14 protein-coding genes are annotated in these 15,980 nt (G+C 69.8%); 3 read left to right on the plus strand and 11 right to left on the minus strand.

Going from position 1 to position 15,980, the window contains the following annotated elements; genetic code table 11:
* The first annotated feature begins 151 nt into the window (after nucleotides 1-151).
* Complete coding sequence (locus IEY81_RS15770; protein WP_189119424.1) at nucleotides 152-1,069, plus strand: ABC transporter ATP-binding protein; 918 nt, start codon at nucleotides 152-154, stop codon at nucleotides 1,067-1,069.
* Nucleotides 1,066-1,899: an ABC-2 transporter permease gene (locus tag IEY81_RS15775; protein ID WP_189119425.1), complete on the plus strand. Its 834-nt coding sequence runs from the start codon at nucleotides 1,066-1,068 to the stop codon at nucleotides 1,897-1,899. Before IEY81_RS15770 ends, IEY81_RS15775 begins: the two co-directional genes overlap by 4 nt.
* A 279-nt stretch (nucleotides 1,900-2,178) precedes the next feature.
* Here IEY81_RS15775 and ilvC read toward each other — a convergent pair whose 3' ends face one another.
* The 4 genes from ilvC to IEY81_RS15795 all read right to left on the minus strand — a co-directional run bounded on the left by ilvC (nucleotide 2,179) and on the right by IEY81_RS15795 (nucleotide 8,035).
* Nucleotides 2,179-3,204, minus strand: a complete 1,026-nt coding sequence (ilvC, locus tag IEY81_RS15780) for a ketol-acid reductoisomerase (RefSeq protein ID WP_189119426.1) — start codon at nucleotides 3,202-3,204, stop codon at nucleotides 2,179-2,181.
* An 82-nt stretch (nucleotides 3,205-3,286) separates the two neighbouring features.
* The gene (ilvN, locus tag IEY81_RS15785; RefSeq protein WP_189119427.1) at nucleotides 3,287-3,850 is read right to left on the minus strand and encodes an acetolactate synthase small subunit; all 564 of its coding nucleotides are present in this window, start codon (nucleotides 3,848-3,850) and stop codon (nucleotides 3,287-3,289) included.
* Complete coding sequence (locus IEY81_RS15790) at nucleotides 3,850-5,601, minus strand: acetolactate synthase large subunit (protein ID WP_189119428.1); 1,752 nt, start codon at nucleotides 5,599-5,601, stop codon at nucleotides 3,850-3,852. Before IEY81_RS15790 ends, ilvN begins: the two co-directional genes overlap by 1 nt.
* 268 nt (nucleotides 5,602-5,869) lie before the next feature.
* Nucleotides 5,870-8,035 (minus strand): prolyl oligopeptidase family serine peptidase, encoded by a 2,166-nt coding sequence (locus IEY81_RS15795; RefSeq protein WP_189119429.1) that lies wholly within the window; start codon nucleotides 8,033-8,035, stop codon nucleotides 5,870-5,872.
* Nucleotides 8,036-8,089: 54 nt separating this feature from the next.
* Here IEY81_RS15795 and IEY81_RS15800 point away from each other — a divergent pair, with 54 nt between their 5' ends.
* Nucleotides 8,090-9,427, plus strand: a complete 1,338-nt coding sequence (locus IEY81_RS15800) for an ABC1 kinase family protein (RefSeq protein ID WP_189119430.1) — start codon at nucleotides 8,090-8,092, stop codon at nucleotides 9,425-9,427.
* A gap of 3 nt (nucleotides 9,428-9,430) precedes the next feature.
* On the opposite strand, the gene IEY81_RS15805 is transcribed toward IEY81_RS15800, so the two are convergent.
* The 7 genes from IEY81_RS15805 to IEY81_RS15835 form a co-directional block, all read right to left on the minus strand.
* Nucleotides 9,431-9,844: a VOC family protein gene (locus IEY81_RS15805; RefSeq protein ID WP_189119431.1), complete on the minus strand. Its 414-nt coding sequence runs from the start codon at nucleotides 9,842-9,844 to the stop codon at nucleotides 9,431-9,433.
* A gap of 32 nt (nucleotides 9,845-9,876) precedes the next feature.
* A complete protein-coding gene (locus tag IEY81_RS15810) occupies nucleotides 9,877-10,194 on the minus strand; it encodes an SHOCT domain-containing protein (RefSeq protein ID WP_189119432.1) in 318 nt (105 codons plus the stop codon).
* Between the two features lie 71 nt (nucleotides 10,195-10,265).
* A complete protein-coding gene (locus IEY81_RS15815) occupies nucleotides 10,266-10,985 on the minus strand; it encodes a GNAT family N-acetyltransferase (RefSeq protein ID WP_229787907.1) in 720 nt (239 codons plus the stop codon).
* Between the two features lie 34 nt (nucleotides 10,986-11,019).
* A complete protein-coding gene (locus tag IEY81_RS15820; protein ID WP_229787908.1) occupies nucleotides 11,020-12,228 on the minus strand; it encodes an MFS transporter in 1,209 nt (402 codons plus the stop codon).
* A gap of 135 nt (nucleotides 12,229-12,363) precedes the next feature.
* Nucleotides 12,364-12,927 carry a pyridoxamine 5'-phosphate oxidase family protein gene (locus tag IEY81_RS15825; protein WP_189119435.1) on the minus strand — a complete coding sequence of 188 codons (564 nt, stop codon included), beginning with the start codon at nucleotides 12,925-12,927 and terminating at the stop codon, nucleotides 12,364-12,366.
* A 4-nt stretch (nucleotides 12,928-12,931) separates the two neighbouring features.
* Nucleotides 12,932-14,779: a dihydroxy-acid dehydratase gene (gene ilvD, locus IEY81_RS15830; protein WP_189119436.1), complete on the minus strand. Its 1,848-nt coding sequence runs from the start codon at nucleotides 14,777-14,779 to the stop codon at nucleotides 12,932-12,934.
* A 108-nt stretch (nucleotides 14,780-14,887) separates the two neighbouring features.
* A complete protein-coding gene (locus tag IEY81_RS15835) occupies nucleotides 14,888-15,955 on the minus strand; it encodes a WD40/YVTN/BNR-like repeat-containing protein (protein WP_189119437.1) in 1,068 nt (355 codons plus the stop codon).
* Nucleotides 15,956-15,980: the final 25 nt, after the last annotated feature.

Genomic DNA, 15,980 nt, shown 5'->3' on the forward strand with positions numbered 1-15,980 from the left:
ACGTCTCGTTCGCTGCGAAACATTCCGCGACGGACCGTTGCGCGTAGGAGAGAACCCCCGAGCCGGGCTCAGGGGTGATCAGGGGGCGTTCCAGGAACCGGCCAGGGATCTGCCGGAAGCGCGCGAGGCCGCCAGCGGCGAGGCTCGATGCATGATCCAGATCGATGCCCTCACCAAGAGGTACGGCAGGTTCACGGCCGTCGACAACGTGACACTCAACGCCGAGCCCGGCCGGGTCACCGGCTTCCTCGGCCCCAACGGCGCCGGCAAGTCCACGACCATGCGCATCCTGGTCGGGCTCACCGATCCGTCCTCCGGGAGCGCGCACCTCCTCGGTCGCCACTACTCCCAGCTGCCCAACCCCGGCCGAGAGGTCGGCGTTCTCCTGGACGCCTCCGCCCAGCACGGCGGGCGCACCGGCCGCGAGATCCTCACCCTGGCGGCCCGCACGATGGGGCTGCCGAAGTCGCGGGTGGCGGAGACCCTCGAGCGGGTCAGCCTCACCGAAGCGGAGGCCGGCCGCCGCGTACGCAACTACTCCCTGGGCATGCGACAGCGGCTCGGGATCGCGACCGCCCTGATCGGCGACCCCGAGGTGCTGATCCTCGACGAGCCGGCCAACGGGCTCGACCCCGCCGGCATCCGCTGGATGCGCGACCTGCTGCGCGGCTTCGCCGACGACGGCGGCACCGTGCTGCTCTCCTCCCACCTGCTCCACGAGATCGAGGTCATCGCCGACGACATCGTGGTCATCGGCAACGGCCGGATCGTCGCCCAGGGCACCAAGCAGGAGCTGCTCGCCAGCGGCGAGACGTACGCCCGGGCCGGCGACCCCACCGCCCTCGGCCGCGCGCTCCAGCGGGCCGGCCACACCGCCGAGATCACCACCGAGGGCGCCGTACGCAGCGACGCCGACCTCGCCACTGTCGGCCAGGTCGCCTTCGACGCCGGGCTCGTGCTGAGCGAGCTCCGCGCCGCCGACGGTGCCGGCCTGGAGGAGATGTTCCTCCAGCTCACCGCAGAGACCCAGCGTGACCACCTCGAGTCCCCGGAAGGGAAGGCAGCATGAGCACCGCGACCATCGCCCCGGAGCCGGTCGACCCGGGCGGGCGGCACCCAGAAGCATCCCGGCGTGATCGTGTCGTGCCGGCTCCCATCCCGTTCGCCCGGCTCCTCGATGTGGAGCTGCGCAAGATGTTCGACACCCGCTCCGGCTTCTGGCTGGTCGCGAGCATCGGCATCCTCGCGGCGGTCGCCAGCGCCGCCGTCATCATCTTCACCCCCGGCGAGCAGCTCTCCTACGAAGCCTTCGCGACCGCGGTCGGCATCCCGATGGCCGTCATCCTGCCGATGATCGCGGTGCTCGCGGTCTCCAGCGAGTGGAGCCAGCGGACGGCGCTGACGACGTTCACCCTGGTGCCCGGCCGCGGCCGGGTGATCGCCGCGAAGGGGTTGCTGACCGTCGTCCTGGGCGCCGTCTCGATGCTCCTCGCGCTGGGTGTCGGCGCGCTCGGCAACCTGCTCGGCACCGCGATCGCCGGCGTCGACCCGGTCTGGGGGCTCACCCCGGCCGTCCTGGCCCAGACCGTGCTCGCCCAGGTGATCGGCATGCTGATGGGCTTCACCCTCGGCACGCTCTTCCGCAGCTCCCCGACCGCGATCGTCGGCTACTTCGTCTACGCGATGGTCCTGCCGACCATCTCGAACACCCTCGTCATGGTCAACGACTGGTGGCGCGAGAACGGCGACTGGCTCGACCTCAACTGGACGAGCACCCGCCTCTTCGACAGCGGCATGACCGGCGAGGCCTGGGCACAGCTCGGCGTCACCAGCCTCATCTGGCTGATCGTCCCGCTGCTCATCGGCCTCCGCCTGACGATGCGGTCGGAGATCAAGTAGCCCGCCGAGTCGGCGCATCTGCCCCACCCACAACCGCCGAGTCGGCGTATCTGCCCCAGATTCTTGGGGCAGATACGCCGACTCGGGCGTTTATCTTGAAGCAGATGCGCCGACTCGGGCATTCATCTTGAGACAGATGCGCCGACTCGGGCGTTTATTCTGGGGCAGTTGCGCCGAGTCGGCGTCGGGTCAGCGGGCGGCCGACCCTGAGCGCCCCTTCGGGACGCTGGGTCGCTTGCTCGGCGAACGAGCCAACGCTCGCTGGCGCTCGCGAGCTCGTTACCTCGCTGCGCTCCCCTCGGTGTAGTCGTCGTCGGACTGGCTCCAGGAGAAGTGCGAGCGGAGGGTCTTGCCGGTGGCCTCGATCGGGTGGCCGGCCTCCTCCTCGCGCAGCTTCTGGAACTCGACGGCGCCGTTGTCCTGGTCGGCGATGAAGCGCTCGGCGAAGGAGCCGTCCTGGATCTCGGCGAGGACCTGCTTCATGGTCTCCTTGACCTGCGGGCCGACGACGCGCGGGCCGGAGACGTAGTCGCCGTACTCGGCGGTGTCGGAGATCGACCAGCGCTGCTTGGCGATGCCACCCTCCCACATCAGGTCGACGATGAGCTTGAGCTCGTGGAGCACCTCGAAGTAGGCGATCTCGGGCTGGTAGCCGGCCTCGGTGAGGGTCTCGAACCCGGCCTGGACCAGGTGGGACATGCCGCCGCAGAGGACGGCCTGCTCGCCGAAGAGGTCGGTCTCGGTCTCCTCGGTGAAGGTCGTCTTGATGACGCCGGCGCGGGTGCCACCGATGCCCTTGGCGTACGCCTTGGCGAGGTCCCACGCGGAGCCGGAGGCGTCCTGCTCGACGGCGATGATGTCCGGGATGCCGCGGCCGGCGACGTACTCACGACGGACCGTGTGGCCCGGCGCCTTCGGGGCGACCAGGATGACGTCGACGCCCTCGGGCGCCTTGATGTAGCCGAAGCGCACGTTGAAGCCGTGGCCGAAGACCAGGGTCTTGCCGGCGGTCACGTGCGGCGCGAGCTGGTCGTTGTAGAGACCGCGCTGATGCTGGTCGGGGGCGAGGATGACGATCACGTCCGCCTCGGCGGCGGCGTCGGCCGGGGTGAGGACCTTGAAGCCCTCCTCCTCGGCCTTGGGGGTCGACTTCGAACCGGGCTGCAGGCCGATGCGCACGTCCACACCGGAGTCACGCAGGTTGAGCGCGTGGGCGTGGCCCTGGCTGCCGTAGCCGATGACCGCGACCTTCTTCGCCTGGATGAGCGAGAGGTCGGCGTCGTCGTCGTAGAAAATCTCAGCCACGGGGGCTTCTCCTTTTCGTCGGTGGTCGAGCTCGTCGAACCACCTGTAGTAATTGATGTGGGTTTGGTTCAGACCGCGTTGTTCAGACCGCGGAGGGCGGGGCCGGCACGGCCACGGAGCGCAGGCTCCGCTCGGAGATCGACCGGGAGCCACGCCCCATGCCGACCATGCCGGACTGGGAGAGCTCACGGATGCCGAAGGGCTCGATCACCCGGAGGAAGTCGTTGAGCTTGCCGGTGTTGCCGGCGAGCTGGACGACGACGGTGTCGGTGGACACGTCGACGACCTTGGCCCGGAAGAGCTGGATGGTGTCGAGCACCTGGCTGCGGGTCTCCGTGGTGGCGGTGATCTTGACCAGCATGAGGGCGCGCTGGACGCGCGACTCGGGCTCGAGCTCGACGATCTTGATCACCTCGACCAGCTTGTTGAGCTGCTTGGTGACCTGCTCGAGAGGGGTGTTCTCGAGATTGACGACGACCGTCATGCGGGAGACCTCGTCGTGCTCGGTCGGCCCCACCGCGAGGGACTCGATGTTGAAGCCGCGGCGCGAGAAGAGTGCGGCCACCCGGGCGAGGACACCGGGCTTGTTCTCGACCAGGACGCTCAGCGTGTGCTTGCCGCCGGTCTTCACGGGCTGGATGCTCATCACAGGTCGTCCTCGTCGAACTCGGGCGCGAGGTCGCGCGCGTACTGGATCTCGTCGTTGGAGGCGCCGGCCGGGACCATCGGCCAGACCATGGCGTCCTTGTTGACCCGGAAGTCGACGACGACGGGCATGTCGTTGATCTCCATGGCCTTCTCGATGGTCGAGTCGACGTCCTCGGCCGAGTCGCAGGCCAGGCCGACGCAACCCATGGACTCGGCGAGCTTCGGGAAGTCGGGGATCCGCTTCGGCTGGCCGTGGGACTGCAGGTTGGTGTTGGAGTAGCGCTCCTCGTAGAAGAGGGTCTGCCACTGGCGCACCATGCCGAGGTTGTCGTTGTTGATGATGGCGACCTTGACCGGGATGCCCTCGATCGCGCAGGTGGCCAGCTCCTGGTTGGTCATCTGGAAGCAGCCGTCGCCGTCGATCGACCAGACCGTGGAGTCGGGGCAGCCGACCTTGGCGCCCATCGCGGCCGGCACGGAGAAGCCCATGGTGCCGAGGCCGCCGGAGTTGATCCAGGTGTTGGGGTGCTCGTAGCCGATGAACTGCGCGGCCCACATCTGGTGCTGACCGACGCCGGCGGTGAAGATCGTGTCCTCGCCGGAGATCTTGCCGAGCCGCTCGATGACGTACTGCGGCGAGAGACCCTCGACGGGAGTCTCGTAGCCCAGCGGGTAGGCCTTCTTGATCCCGGCCACGAAGGCGACCCAGCCCTCGTAGTCGCCCTCCTTGCCGGCCTCCTTCTCGGCGGTGAGCACCGCGATCAGGTCGGTGAGGACCTCGCGGACGTCGCCCACGATCGGGACGTCGGCGTAGCGGTTCTTGCCGATCTCGGCCGGGTCGATGTCGGCGTGGATCACCTTGGCGTTGGGCGCGAAGGAGTCCAGGTTGCCGGTGACGCGGTCGTCGAAGCGGGCGCCGAGGCTGATCAGCAGGTCGGACTTCTGCAGACCGGCGTTGGCCGCGACCGTGCCGTGCATGCCCGGCATGCCGAGGTGCTGCGGGTGGGAGTCGGGGAAGGCGCCGCGGGCCATCAGGGTGGTCACGACCGGGATCCCGGTGAGCGTGGCCAGCTGCAGCAGCTCGCGGTGGGCGCGGGAGCGGATGGTGCCGCCGCCGACGTACAGGACAGGCTTCTTGGCCTCCAGCATCAGGCGCGCCGCCTCGCGGATCTGCTTGGCGTGCGGCCTGGTCACCGGGCGGTAGCCCGGCAGGTGGAGCTCGGACGGCCACCGGTAGGTGGTGGTGGCCTGCAACGCCGACTTGGTGACGTCGACGAGGACCGGACCCGGCCTCCCGGAGGAGGCGAGGTGGAAGGCCTCAGCGACCCGCAGCGGGATCTCCGCGGGATCGGTGATGAGGAAGCTGTGCTTGGTGACCGGCATCGTGATGCCGCGGATGTCCGCCTCCTGGAAGGCGTCGGTGCCGATCATCGCCGCGCCGACCTGGCCGGTGATGGCCACCATCGGCACGGAGTCCATGTTGGCGTCGGCGAGCGGGGTGACCAGGTTGGTCGCGCCCGGACCGGAGGTGGCCATGCAGACCCCGACCTTGCCGGTGGCGGCCGCATACCCCTGGGCGGCGTGGCCGGCCCCCTGCTCGTGACGTACGAGGATGTGGCGGATCTTCGAGTCCATCAGCGGGTCGTACGCCGGAAGGATCGCCCCTCCCGGAATGCCGAAGATGTCCTCGGCTCCCGCTGCTTCCAGCGATTTGACCAGGCTCTGGGCGCCTGTCATCTGCTCGCTCATGTCCGCCGTCCTACTCCTCGGAGCTGTCTACTCATGGGATCTCGTGGGTGTGTCGACCGGCAGTCACGCTGCCAGTGCAACAAAAAACCCTCCGGCCCGGCGGGCAACGGAGGGAGACGCGTCGTCTGGGGCCAGTGGCTCCTAGGCGACGCGCCTGATAAGTACGAGAATGCTGTGCAGCATGCCCACACGTTAACCCCAGGTGTCGCGCCGTGTCACCACACCCTATCGTCCGTCCCATGATCTGAGATCACCGTCCCAGTATCTGTCACTCGATCAGCCCCAGGCGGTCGCGCAGGAAGGTCCAGGCGAACGCGGAGAGGTGGGCCGCCTGGGCGTTGTTGGCGGCGCCGCCGTGGCCACCCTCGATGTTCTCGTAGTAGGTGACGTCCTTGCCGGTCGCGGCCAGCAGCGCGGCCATCTTGCGGGCATGGCCGGGGTGGACGCGGTCGTCCTTGGTGGAGGTGGTGAGCAGCACCGGCGGGTAGCTCTTCTCGGCGTCGAGCAGGTGGTAGGGCGAGAACGTCCGGATGAACTCCCACTCCTCGGGGACGTCCGGATCGCCGTACTCCGCCATCCAGCTCGCGCCCGCGAGCAGGTGGGAGTAGCGCTTCATGTCCAGCAGCGGCACCTGGATCACGACCGCGCCGAAGAGCTCGGGGTAGCGGGTGAGCATGTTGCCGGTCAGCAGCCCGCCGTTGGAGCCGCCCTGGACGCCGAGGTGCCGCGCGTCGGTCACGCCGGTCTCGGCGAGGTGACGCGCGACCGCGGCGAAGTCCTCGTAGGCCTTGTGCCGGTTCTCCTTGAGCGCCGCCTGGTGCCACGCCGGGCCGTACTCCCCTCCTCCGCGGATGTTGGCCACCACGTAGACGCCGCCCTCGCTGAGCCAGGACCGGCCCACACCAGCGGAGTAGCCCGGCGTCATCGGGATCTCGAAACCGCCGTAGCCGTAAAGCAGCGTCGGCACCGGACCCTGGCCGGCGAGCGCCGACTCGGGACCGACGATGAAGTAGGGCACCCGGGTGCCGTCCGCCGAGGTCGCGAAGCGCTGCTCGGCACTGAGTCCGTCGGTGTCGAACCAGGCCGGCGCCGACTTCAGCGGCTCGATGGTCTCCTCGCCGATCGTGGTCAGGCCGTACGTCGTGGGTGTCAGGTAGCCGCTGGTGACGACCCAGACCTCGTCGGACTCGACCGCGTCGACGGCGCGCGTGCCGACCGCGGCCACCGGGTCGGTCGCCGGGAACTCCGAGCGGGTCCACGTTCCGGAGGTCGATCCTGTCGAGACCTCTGAGCCCGTCACGTCCGGCGGCGTCAGCACATGGAGCCGGTTCTTGACGTCCTCGAAGACGTTGAGGACGAGATGGTTGCGGGTCCAGGTCGCCCCGGCGAGCGAGGTCTTCTCGGTCGGCTCGAAGAGCACGGTCAGATCGCGCTCACCGGCCAGGAAGCGGTCGGCCTCGATCGCGAGCAGCGAGCCCGCGACGTACGTCCTCTGCTCCTGGCCCGACCCCAGGCTCCAGTCCTCGCGCAGGTCGATGACCAGCCACTCCCGGTGGAAGCCGGCCTCGGCGGAGTCGGGGATGTCGAGCTTGGTGAGGGTCTGCTCGGGCGTGCCGGGGTCGGTGGCGACGTAGGTCTCCGACTTGTAGAACGCGATCGAGCGGCTGACCAGGTCGCGCTCGAAGCCCGGCGTGTGGAGGTGGCGGGCGGAGATGTACATGTCCTCGTCGGTGCCCTCGTAGACCACCGGCGCGTCGGCGAGCGGGGTGCCACGGCGCCACAGCTTCACGATGCGCGGGTAGCCGCTGGGGGTCAGCGAGCCGGGGCCGAAGTCGGTGAAGACGTAGACCGCGTCGGGACCGCACCAGGAGAGCCCGCCCTTGGCGCCGCCCTGCTCGACGGCGCGGGTGAAGCCGCCGTCCTCGGGACGTACGAACGTCTTCGTGACCAGGTCGAACTCCCTGGTCACGTCGGCGTCGGAGCCGCCCGGGGAGAGGTCGACGAGCGCCTTGCGCCACGGCTCGCCGGGCGCCGGGCGGAGCATGGAGGCGCCGTGCCAGACCCAGCTCTCGTCCTCCTCCGCGGCGAGCGCGTCGAGGTCGAGCAGGATCTCCCACTCGGGCGAGTCGGTGCGGTAGGACTCCGGCGTGGTGCGGCGCCAGACGCCGCGCTCGTGGTCGGCGTCGCGCCAGAAGTTGTAGAGGTGGTCGCCGAGGCGGGAGACCTCCGGGACCCGGTCGTCGGAGTCGAGCACCTCGAGGATCTGCGCCTCGATCTTCGCGAAGACCGGGTCGGACCCGACGCCGGCGTGGGCCTCGTCGTTGCGTGCCCGCACCCAAGCCAGCGCGTCGGCGCCCTCGACCTCCTCCAGCCAGCCGAACGGATCGTTCGCACTCGGGTCCAGCGGGGTCGTGATGCTCGGCTCGGAGGTCATGCCGGAAGGCTACTTCGGCACGTGTGAGTTGCAGCCGACAGGCACAATTGCCGCATGAGTGACGCGGAGGGGTCGTCGAAGGGGCTACCGCGGCGAGCGGCGACACGGACGGCCAAGCTGGCCGCGCTGCCGATGGGCTACGCCGGACGCAAGGCGCTCGGGCTCGGCAAGCGGATCGGGGGCAAGCCCGCCGAGGCGGTGCTGGCCGGCGTCCACCAGCGCACGGCCGACCAGCTCTTCCGCACCCTGGGTGAGCTCAAGGGCGGCGCGATGAAGGTCGGGCAGATGCTCTCGATCATGGAGGCCGCCATGCCCGAGTCGCAGGCGGCCCACTACCGCGCCCAGCTGACCCGGCTCCAGGACTCCGCTCCCCCGATGCCGACCGGGATCGTACGCGGCCTGCTGGCCCGGGATCTCGGCACCGACTGGACCGAGCGGCTGGTCGAGCTCTCCGAGGAGCCGGCCGCCTCGGCCTCGATCGGGCAGGTCCACCGGGGCCGGTGGACCGACGGTCGCGAGGTCGCGGTGAAGGTGCAGTACCCCGGGGCCGACGAGGCGCTGCGCGCCGACCTGCGCCAGATCGGCCGGGTCGCGACGATCGGCAACGCGGTCGTGCCCGGGATGGACATCAAGGCGCTGGTCGCCGAGCTGCAGGAGCGGGTCGTCGAGGAGCTCGACTACCCGAAGGAGGCGGAGGCGCAGCGGGTCTTCGCCGAGGCGTACCGGGACGACCCGCTGATCCACGTCCCCGACGTCGTCGCCGTGGGGCCGTCGGTGCTGGTCACCGAGTGGGTCGAGTCGGAGGGCTCGATGGCGAAGGTGATCTCCGAGGGCAACCCTGAGGAGCGCGACCACTACGGCGAGCTGCTGGCCCGGTTCTGGTTCTCCGCGCCCGAGCTGACCGGGATGCTCCACGCCGACCCCCACCCGGGCAACTTCCGGGTGCTCGGCGAGGGCCGCATGGCCGTCCTCGACTTCGGCCTCGCGGCACGGCTGCCGGAGCGTGGCTTCCCCGAGCCGATGGGCCGGCTGATCCGGATCGCGGCGACCGGTGACGCCGACGCGCTCGTCGCCGGTCTGCGCGCCGAGGGTTTCATCCGCGATGGCATCAAGGTCGAGCCGCAGCACGTGCTCGACTACCTGGCGCCGTTCGTGACGCCGGCGCTGGAGGAGCGGTTCCGGTTCACCCGGGAGTGGCTGCGGGAGGAGTTCAAGCGGATCAACGACCCCAAGGACCCTGCCTACACGGTCGGTCTCAAGCTCAACCTGCCGCCGTCCTACCTGCTCATCCACCGGGTCTGGCTCGGTGGGCTCGGGGTGCTGGCGCAGCTCAACGCGGAGGCGCCGTTCCGGGCGATCCTCGAGGAGCACCTGCCCGGCTTCGCGGGCTGAGGTTCAGCCCGGGAGCACGCTCTGGCCCACCGGCCCGGGGTTGTAGGCGACCTCCCAGCGGACCCCGTCCGGGTCGGAGAAGTAGCCGGTGTAACCGCCCCAGACCCGTTCCTGGCCCTCGGAGGCCTCGCGGCCGAGCGACCGGGCGAGCTCCAAGACGCTGTCGACCTCCTCGCGGGTGGCGACGTTGTGGGCGAGGGTGAACGGCGCGACCCCGTCGCCGGTGGCGATCGGGCCGACCTCCTCCTCGAACTCGGCACGGTCCCACAGCGAGAGGATGACGTGCTCGCCGACGGGGATCATGACGACGCCGTCGGCCTCCATCTCAGGTGTCCAGCCGAGGCCGTCGACGTAGAACGATCGGCTCGCCGACAGGTCGGCGACGGCGAGCGTGACGAAGCTGATGCGCTGGTCCATGGCGGACACCCTGCCACGGACCAGCGCAGGTGTCAGGCGTCTCGGGAACGGTTCGGCTTCTCGCGCAGGACGTCGCGGCGGGCGCGGTACTCGTTCTCGTCGATCTCGCCCGCTGCGTACCGCTCGGCCAGCCGGGCCTCGCCCGCACGCCGCGGTCCCTCGGCCACCCGCTTGCGGCCGAGCAGCACGACCGCGGTGATGATCGCCGCGATCACCAGGAACCACAGGATCGGAAAGATCGGCCAGAAGGCGGGCGGGCCGCCGCCGTCGTGCCAGGGTCCGTTGTCGCGCCACGGACCCCAGTCGTCACTGGCCACCGCGATGGTCGCCATCGTCTCGTTGATGCTCATTGCTCGTGTCCTATCTGTCGGGCTTGGCTATGCCCTCAAGACTGCGGCGCGCGAGCGGTCCGCACATCGGCTCAGGAGCGGGGCCCGTCTACGCAATCGTGCGTACGCAACCGGCTGAGCTGGCGGCCCTGCTCGTCGAAGTTCGCCGGGTCGAGCCAGCGCTCGTGGCTCGCGCTGACAGCCGGCCACTCCTCGGCGGTCACCGAGAACCAGTCGGTGTCACGGTTGCGGCCCTTGACGACCATGTGGTTGCGGAACCGCCCCTCGTAGGTGAAACCCAGGCGCTGCGCCGCCTTCCGCGACGGCTCGTTGAGGGCGTCGAGCTTCCACTCGAACCGGCGGTACCCGAGCGTGTCGAAGGCGTGGCGCATCAGCAGGTGGATCGCCTCGGTCGCTGCCCGGGTGCGAGCCAGGGCGGGCCCGAAGAGCACCCCGCCGACCTCGACGCGACCGTTCTTCGGATCGATCGCCTGGAGACCCGCGACGCCGCTCGCCCGACCGGCCCGCTCCCCCTCCTTCGGGACGAACGTGAAGGGGACGACGTCGGCTGCGTCGACGAGTCCCGCCAGGTGCATCCAGAGGTCCTGCAGCGAGGTCGGCATCGGGATCGGCCGGTAGGTCCACAGGTCGGCGTCGCCGGGGCCGCAGACGGCGGCGTAGAGATCGGAGTACTGCGCCGAGGAGAGCGGCGCGACCCGGACGTAGCGACCCTCGAGCGTCACCGGCTCGGGCCACGGCCGCGGCTCCCACGCCTCGACGACGTCGCCCACGGGATAAGAGAAGTCGGTCACGGCGGTCATTGTCTCCGACCGCCGTGACCGACCCTCAGGCGGCAGCGAGATCCGCTGCGACATCCGCGCCGGCGTCCGCCGTGGCCAGCGAGCGGCGGGCGCCGGCGAGGGTGAGCACCCCGAGCAGGCAGACCAGCAGCAGAATCCCGGCCAGGATCATCACCGACTCGACCGTGAACCGGTCCGCGAGCGGCCCGAAGACGATCATCGACACCGGCATCGAGACCGAGATGACGATGCCGTAGAAACCGAAGACCCGGCCGCGCATCGCGTCCTCGACCTGCTCCTGCAGCAGGGTCGCCGCGGGCACCAGCAGCGTCTGGAAGAGGATGCAGATCACCAGGCCGGCGACCGAGAAGACCCAGAAGCTCGTGGAGACACCCAGACCGACGACGAGCAGACCGACCCCGACCGCGGCGGCGACCATCAGCCGCACCCGCCGCTTCACCTTCGGCCCGACGACGGCCATCATCGCGCCGCCCACCAGCATGCCCACGCTCCAGAACAGCTCGTTGACGCTCAGCATCCAGACCTCGTCGCCGAAGCTGCGGGTGATCATCAGCGGCGTCAGGTGAGCCGGCGCGCCGGCCATGAACATCACGATCGCCACCAGACCCATCACCCACCGCACCGAGGCGTTGCCCCGGACGTACCGCACACCGGCGAGGAGGTCGCCGAAGTAGCTGGCCGGCTCGTCGGCGCGGACCATCCGGGCCACCGGGATCGTGAGCAGCAGGAGCACCCCGATCGCGGCCGTGACCACGTCGATGAAGAAGACCGTGACGATGCCGGTGCTCGCGTAGATCGCCGCGGCCAGCGCCGGGGCGAAGAGCATCATCCCCGAGGAGATCGCCTGCTGGATGCCGTTGACCCGCATCAGATGCTCGGCCGGCACGATCTGCGGGAGCATCGCATTGACCGCCGGCCCCTGGATCCCGGACAGCGCCGAGCGGATGGCCATCGCGACGAAGATCATCCACAGGTCGCCGGCGCCGCTCAGCATCAGCAGCGCCAGCACCAGCGTGGCGACCGCGATGGTCGTGTCCGCCCCGATGATCAGCATCTTGCGCGAGTGCCGGTCGGCCCAGACGCCGCCGAAGACCGACACCAGCGCCTGCGGCAGCATCCCCGCCGCGACGCTCATGGTCAGCACGGCCGCCGACCCGGTCTCGACGGTGAGGTGCCACATCACCGCGTACCCGACGATCATCGAGCCCAACGACGACACCGTCTGGCCGCCCATGAAGACGAGCAGATTCCGCTTCCAGCGATTCGACAGATCCGACATTGCCACCACTCCCGCATCAGGTGGGCCGCTGTGCCGGCCCCTCACTGATGCCACGAACGGCGATCGCCGGTTTCGACAACCGTGCGCCGACTAGTCCGGGAGCGGGTCGAAGTCGAAAGCCGGCAGGCCGTCGAGGCTGGTGCGGTTCTTCTTCCGCCGGTAGCCGGCCGACCCCTCGACCCCCTTGCGCTCGAAGTACGGAGGGAGCAGGTCCCGCTCGCCGACGTACGACATCAGCGGGACGGAGAAGCCGCAGGAGTCGGAGACGCGCTCGATGTCGACCACGATGACCGCGCGGGCGCCCGGGAGGTCGTCGAAGTTGCCGGCGAGGTCGGCGTACTCCTCGTCGTAGCGGGTGACGACCCGGCCGCGGCCGTGGAAGCGGACGATGTTCGGCGCCCCGTCGAAGGCGCAGAACATCACCGTGATCCGGCCGTTCTCACGCAGATGGGCGACCGTCTCGCTGCCGCTCCCGGTGCCGTCGACCCACGCGAAGGTGAGCTCGTCGAGCATCCCGAACGTGCCCGGCATGCCGCGCGGCGAGACGTTGACGTGCCCGTCCCCGGAGAGCGGCGCGGTGGCGACGAAGAAGACGACCTGGCGATCGATGAACGCGCGCAGCCGACCGTCGACCCGGGCGTGGACCTTTCCCACGCCGTTACTCGGGCACGTTGCGATAGGCGCCGTCGGAGGCCGAGGTGGCCATCGAGGCGTACGCCCGCAGCGCGGCCGAGACCTTCCGGTCGCGGTCGGCCGGGGTGTAGGGCTTGTCCCGCTTCTCCTGGGCCACGCGGCGCTCGTCGAGGACCATGTCGTCGACGTCGAGCGAGATCGAGCGGTTGGGGATGTCGATGGAGATCTGGTCGCCGTCCTCGATCAGCGCGATCATGCCGCCGCCGGCCGCCTCCGGGGAGACGTGGCCGATCGAGAGGCCGCTGGTGCCGCCGGAGAAGCGGCCGTCGGTGATCAGGGCGCACTTCTGACCGAGACCCCGGCCCTTGAGGAACGAGGTCGGGTAGAGCATCTCCTGCATGCCCGGACCGCCCTTGGGACCCTCGTAGCGGATGACGACGACGTGGCCCTCCTGGACCTTCTTGGAGAGGATGCCGTCCACCGCGGCGTCCTGTGACTCGAAGACGATCGCCGTGCCGGTGAAGGTCAGGCACTCCTCGGGCACACCGGCGGTCTTCACGACGCAGCCGTCGGGCGCGACGTTGCCGGACAGGATCGCCAGCCCGCCGTCCTCGGAGTAGGCGTGCTCGAAGTCGCGGATGCAGCCCTCGGCGGCGTCGGTGTCGAGGCTGGCCCAGAGGTTCTCGGTCGAGAACGCCTCGGTCGTACGCACTCCTCCCGGAGCCGCGAGGAAGAGGTCGAGCGCCTCCTGGCTGGGGTTCTCGGCGCGGATGTCCCAGCTGTCCAGCCACTCCTCGACGGAGTCGGAGTGGATGGTGTGGACGTCCTCGTTGAGCGCGCCACCGCGGCGCAGCTCGCCGAGCAGGGCGGGGATGCCGCCGGCCCGGTGGACGTCCTCCATGTGGTACTTCGGGCTGTTGGGGGCGACCTTGCTCAGGCACGGGACCCGCCGCGAGATCGCGTCGATGTCGTGGACGTTGAAGTCGAGCTCGGCTTCGCGCGCGGCGGCCAGCAGGTGCAGGACCGTGTTGGTCGAGCCGCCCATGGCCACGTCGAGCGCGACCGCGTTCTCGAAGGCGCTGCGGTTGGCGATGCTGCGGGGCAGGACGGACTCGTCGCCCTCCTGGTAGTAGCGGCGGCACAGCTCCACGACCGTACGCCCCGCCTCTTCGAAGAGCGCGCGGCGCTTGGCGTGGGTGGCCAGCGTCGAGCCGTTGCCGGGCAGGCTCAGGCCGATGGCCTCGGTGAGGCAGTTCATCGAGTTGGCGGTGAACATCCCGCTGCAGGAGCCGCAGGTCGGACAGGCGGCGCGCTCGATGACGTCGAGCTGCTCGTCGCTGACCGCCTCGTTGACCGAGAGCACCATCGCGTCGACCAGGTCGAGCTTGTCGTGGACGATGCCCTCGATGGCCGTCGTCTTGCCGGCCTCCATCGGGCCGCCGGAGACGAAGACGACGGGGATGTTGAGGCGCAGGCTCGCCAGCAGCATGCCGGGGGTGATCTTGTCGCAGTTGGAGATGCACACGATCGCGTCGGCCCGGTGCGCCTCGACCATGTATTCGACCGCGTCCGCGATCAGCTCGCGGCTCGGCAGCGAGTAGAGCATCCCGGCGTGGCCCATCGCGATGCCGTCGTCGACGGCGATCGTGTTGAACTCCTTGGCCACTCCCCCGGCCTCCTGGATCGTCTCGGCGACGATCTTGCCGAGGTCGCGGAGGTGCACGTGGCCGGGCACGAACTCGGTGAACGAGTTGGCGATCGCGATGATCGGCTTGCCGAAGTCGTCATCAGTCATGCCGGTCGCGCGCCAGAGCGCGCGAGCACCCGCCATGTTGCGGCCCGAGGTCGAGGTTGCGGAGCGAAGAGTGGGCATGCGAGAAGGCTAAACCCGCTGGCGTACGTCTTCGCACGCAGCGCCACGCGGTGGACGGTGACAGGATGACTCGGCGGCTGGCGCAACCGCGGACGACCGAGCGAAGCCTCACACCTTCGCGGCTCTGACCACCATCACGTCAGGGATGTCGCGGAGGATCTCGCGCCAGGTCTCGCCGGCGTCGGCGGAGGCCCACACGGAGCCGTTGCGGGCGCCGAAGTAGACACCGGCCGTCTCGTGGTCGTCGGCGCACATGGCGTCGCGCATGACCCCGACGTAGAAGTGGTCCGGGAGACCGCTGGAGAGGGCCTCCCAGTGGTCGCCGGCGTCGCGGGAGCGCCACACGATCGGCTTGGCCTCCGGTGGGTAGCGGGACTCGCCGGCGCCGATCGGGAAGGTGTAGATCGTGTCGGGCTCCTGCGGGTGGACGACCATCGCGAAGCCGAAGTCGGTGGGCAGGCCGTCGGCGATCGACTTCCAGGAGCCGCCCTCGTCGTCGGAGCGGTAGACGCCGCCGTGGTTCTGCAGGTAGAGCCGCTCGGGACGGGAGGCGTGGCGGGCGACCTTGTGGACGCACTGCCCGAACTCCGGGTACTGCTGCCCCTCGGGCAGGAAGACCGCGATGATGCCGTTGTTGCGCGCCTCCCAGGTCTCGCCGCCGTCGCGGGTCTGGTAGACGCCGCCGGTCGAGATCGCGGCGGTCACCGAGTCGGGGTCGGTGGGGTGCGGCAGGATCGTGTGGAACGCCTGGCCGCCGAAACCTTCGTTCCACTCGGTGCGGTGCGGGTGGTTCCACAGGCCCCGGACGAGCTCGAAGGACGCGCCACCGTCGGTCGACCTGAAGATCGCGCCGGGCTCGACACCGGCCCAGATCGTGCCGTCGGGCAGCCCGGGCTGGAGCTGCCAGACCCGGGCCAGGCTCGCGTCGACGTCCTCGGGGAAGGACATCGAGGTCTCGGTCCACGTCTCGCCGCCGTCGTCGGAGGCGCGCACCAGCGCACCCAGCCACAGCGAGGAGCAACCGGCAAGGACCCGCCCGGTCCTGGGCTCGATCATGGCGGAGTAGATCTCCTCCATGTCATGGTGCGGACCGGTGAATTCCCAGTCCTGACGGGCGTCGTCGGAGCGCCCCATCCACAGACCCTTCCGGGTCCCGACCAGCAGCTGCGTACCCATGTCGTCCAGCATCCACCCGCTCGCC

The sequence above is a fragment of the Nocardioides luteus genome, assembly GCF_014648595.1.
Taxonomy (GTDB): Bacteria; Actinomycetota; Actinomycetes; order Propionibacteriales; family Nocardioidaceae; genus Nocardioides; species Nocardioides luteus.

Bases quoted from the DNA above. Each gene is read 5' to 3' on its own strand.
- IEY81_RS15790 (WP_189119428.1), bottom strand. From the start codon at position 5,601: ATGAGCGAGCAGATGACAGGCGCCCAGAGCCTGGTCAAATCGCTGGAA.
- IEY81_RS15805 (WP_189119431.1), bottom strand. From the start codon at position 9,844: ATGGACCAGCGCATCAGCTTCGTCACGCTCGCCGTCGCCGACCTGTCG.
- IEY81_RS15775 (WP_189119425.1), top strand. From the start codon at position 1,066: ATGAGCACCGCGACCATCGCCCCGGAGCCGGTCGACCCGGGCGGGCGG.
- IEY81_RS15795 (WP_189119429.1), bottom strand. From the start codon at position 8,035: ATGACCTCCGAGCCGAGCATCACGACCCCGCTGGACCCGAGTGCGAAC.
- ilvD (WP_189119436.1), bottom strand. From the start codon at position 14,779: ATGCCCACTCTTCGCTCCGCAACCTCGACCTCGGGCCGCAACATGGCG.
- ilvN (WP_189119427.1), bottom strand. From the start codon at position 3,850: ATGAGCATCCAGCCCGTGAAGACCGGCGGCAAGCACACGCTGAGCGTC.
- IEY81_RS15810 (WP_189119432.1), bottom strand. From the start codon at position 10,194: ATGAGCATCAACGAGACGATGGCGACCATCGCGGTGGCCAGTGACGAC.
- IEY81_RS15820 (WP_229787908.1), bottom strand. From the start codon at position 12,228: ATGGGCGGCCAGACGGTGTCGTCGTTGGGCTCGATGATCGTCGGGTAC.
- IEY81_RS15835 (WP_189119437.1), bottom strand. From the start codon at position 15,955: ATGGGTACGCAGCTGCTGGTCGGGACCCGGAAGGGTCTGTGGATGGGG.
- IEY81_RS15770 (WP_189119424.1), top strand. From the start codon at position 152: ATGATCCAGATCGATGCCCTCACCAAGAGGTACGGCAGGTTCACGGCC.
- IEY81_RS15800 (WP_189119430.1), top strand. From the start codon at position 8,090: ATGAGTGACGCGGAGGGGTCGTCGAAGGGGCTACCGCGGCGAGCGGCG.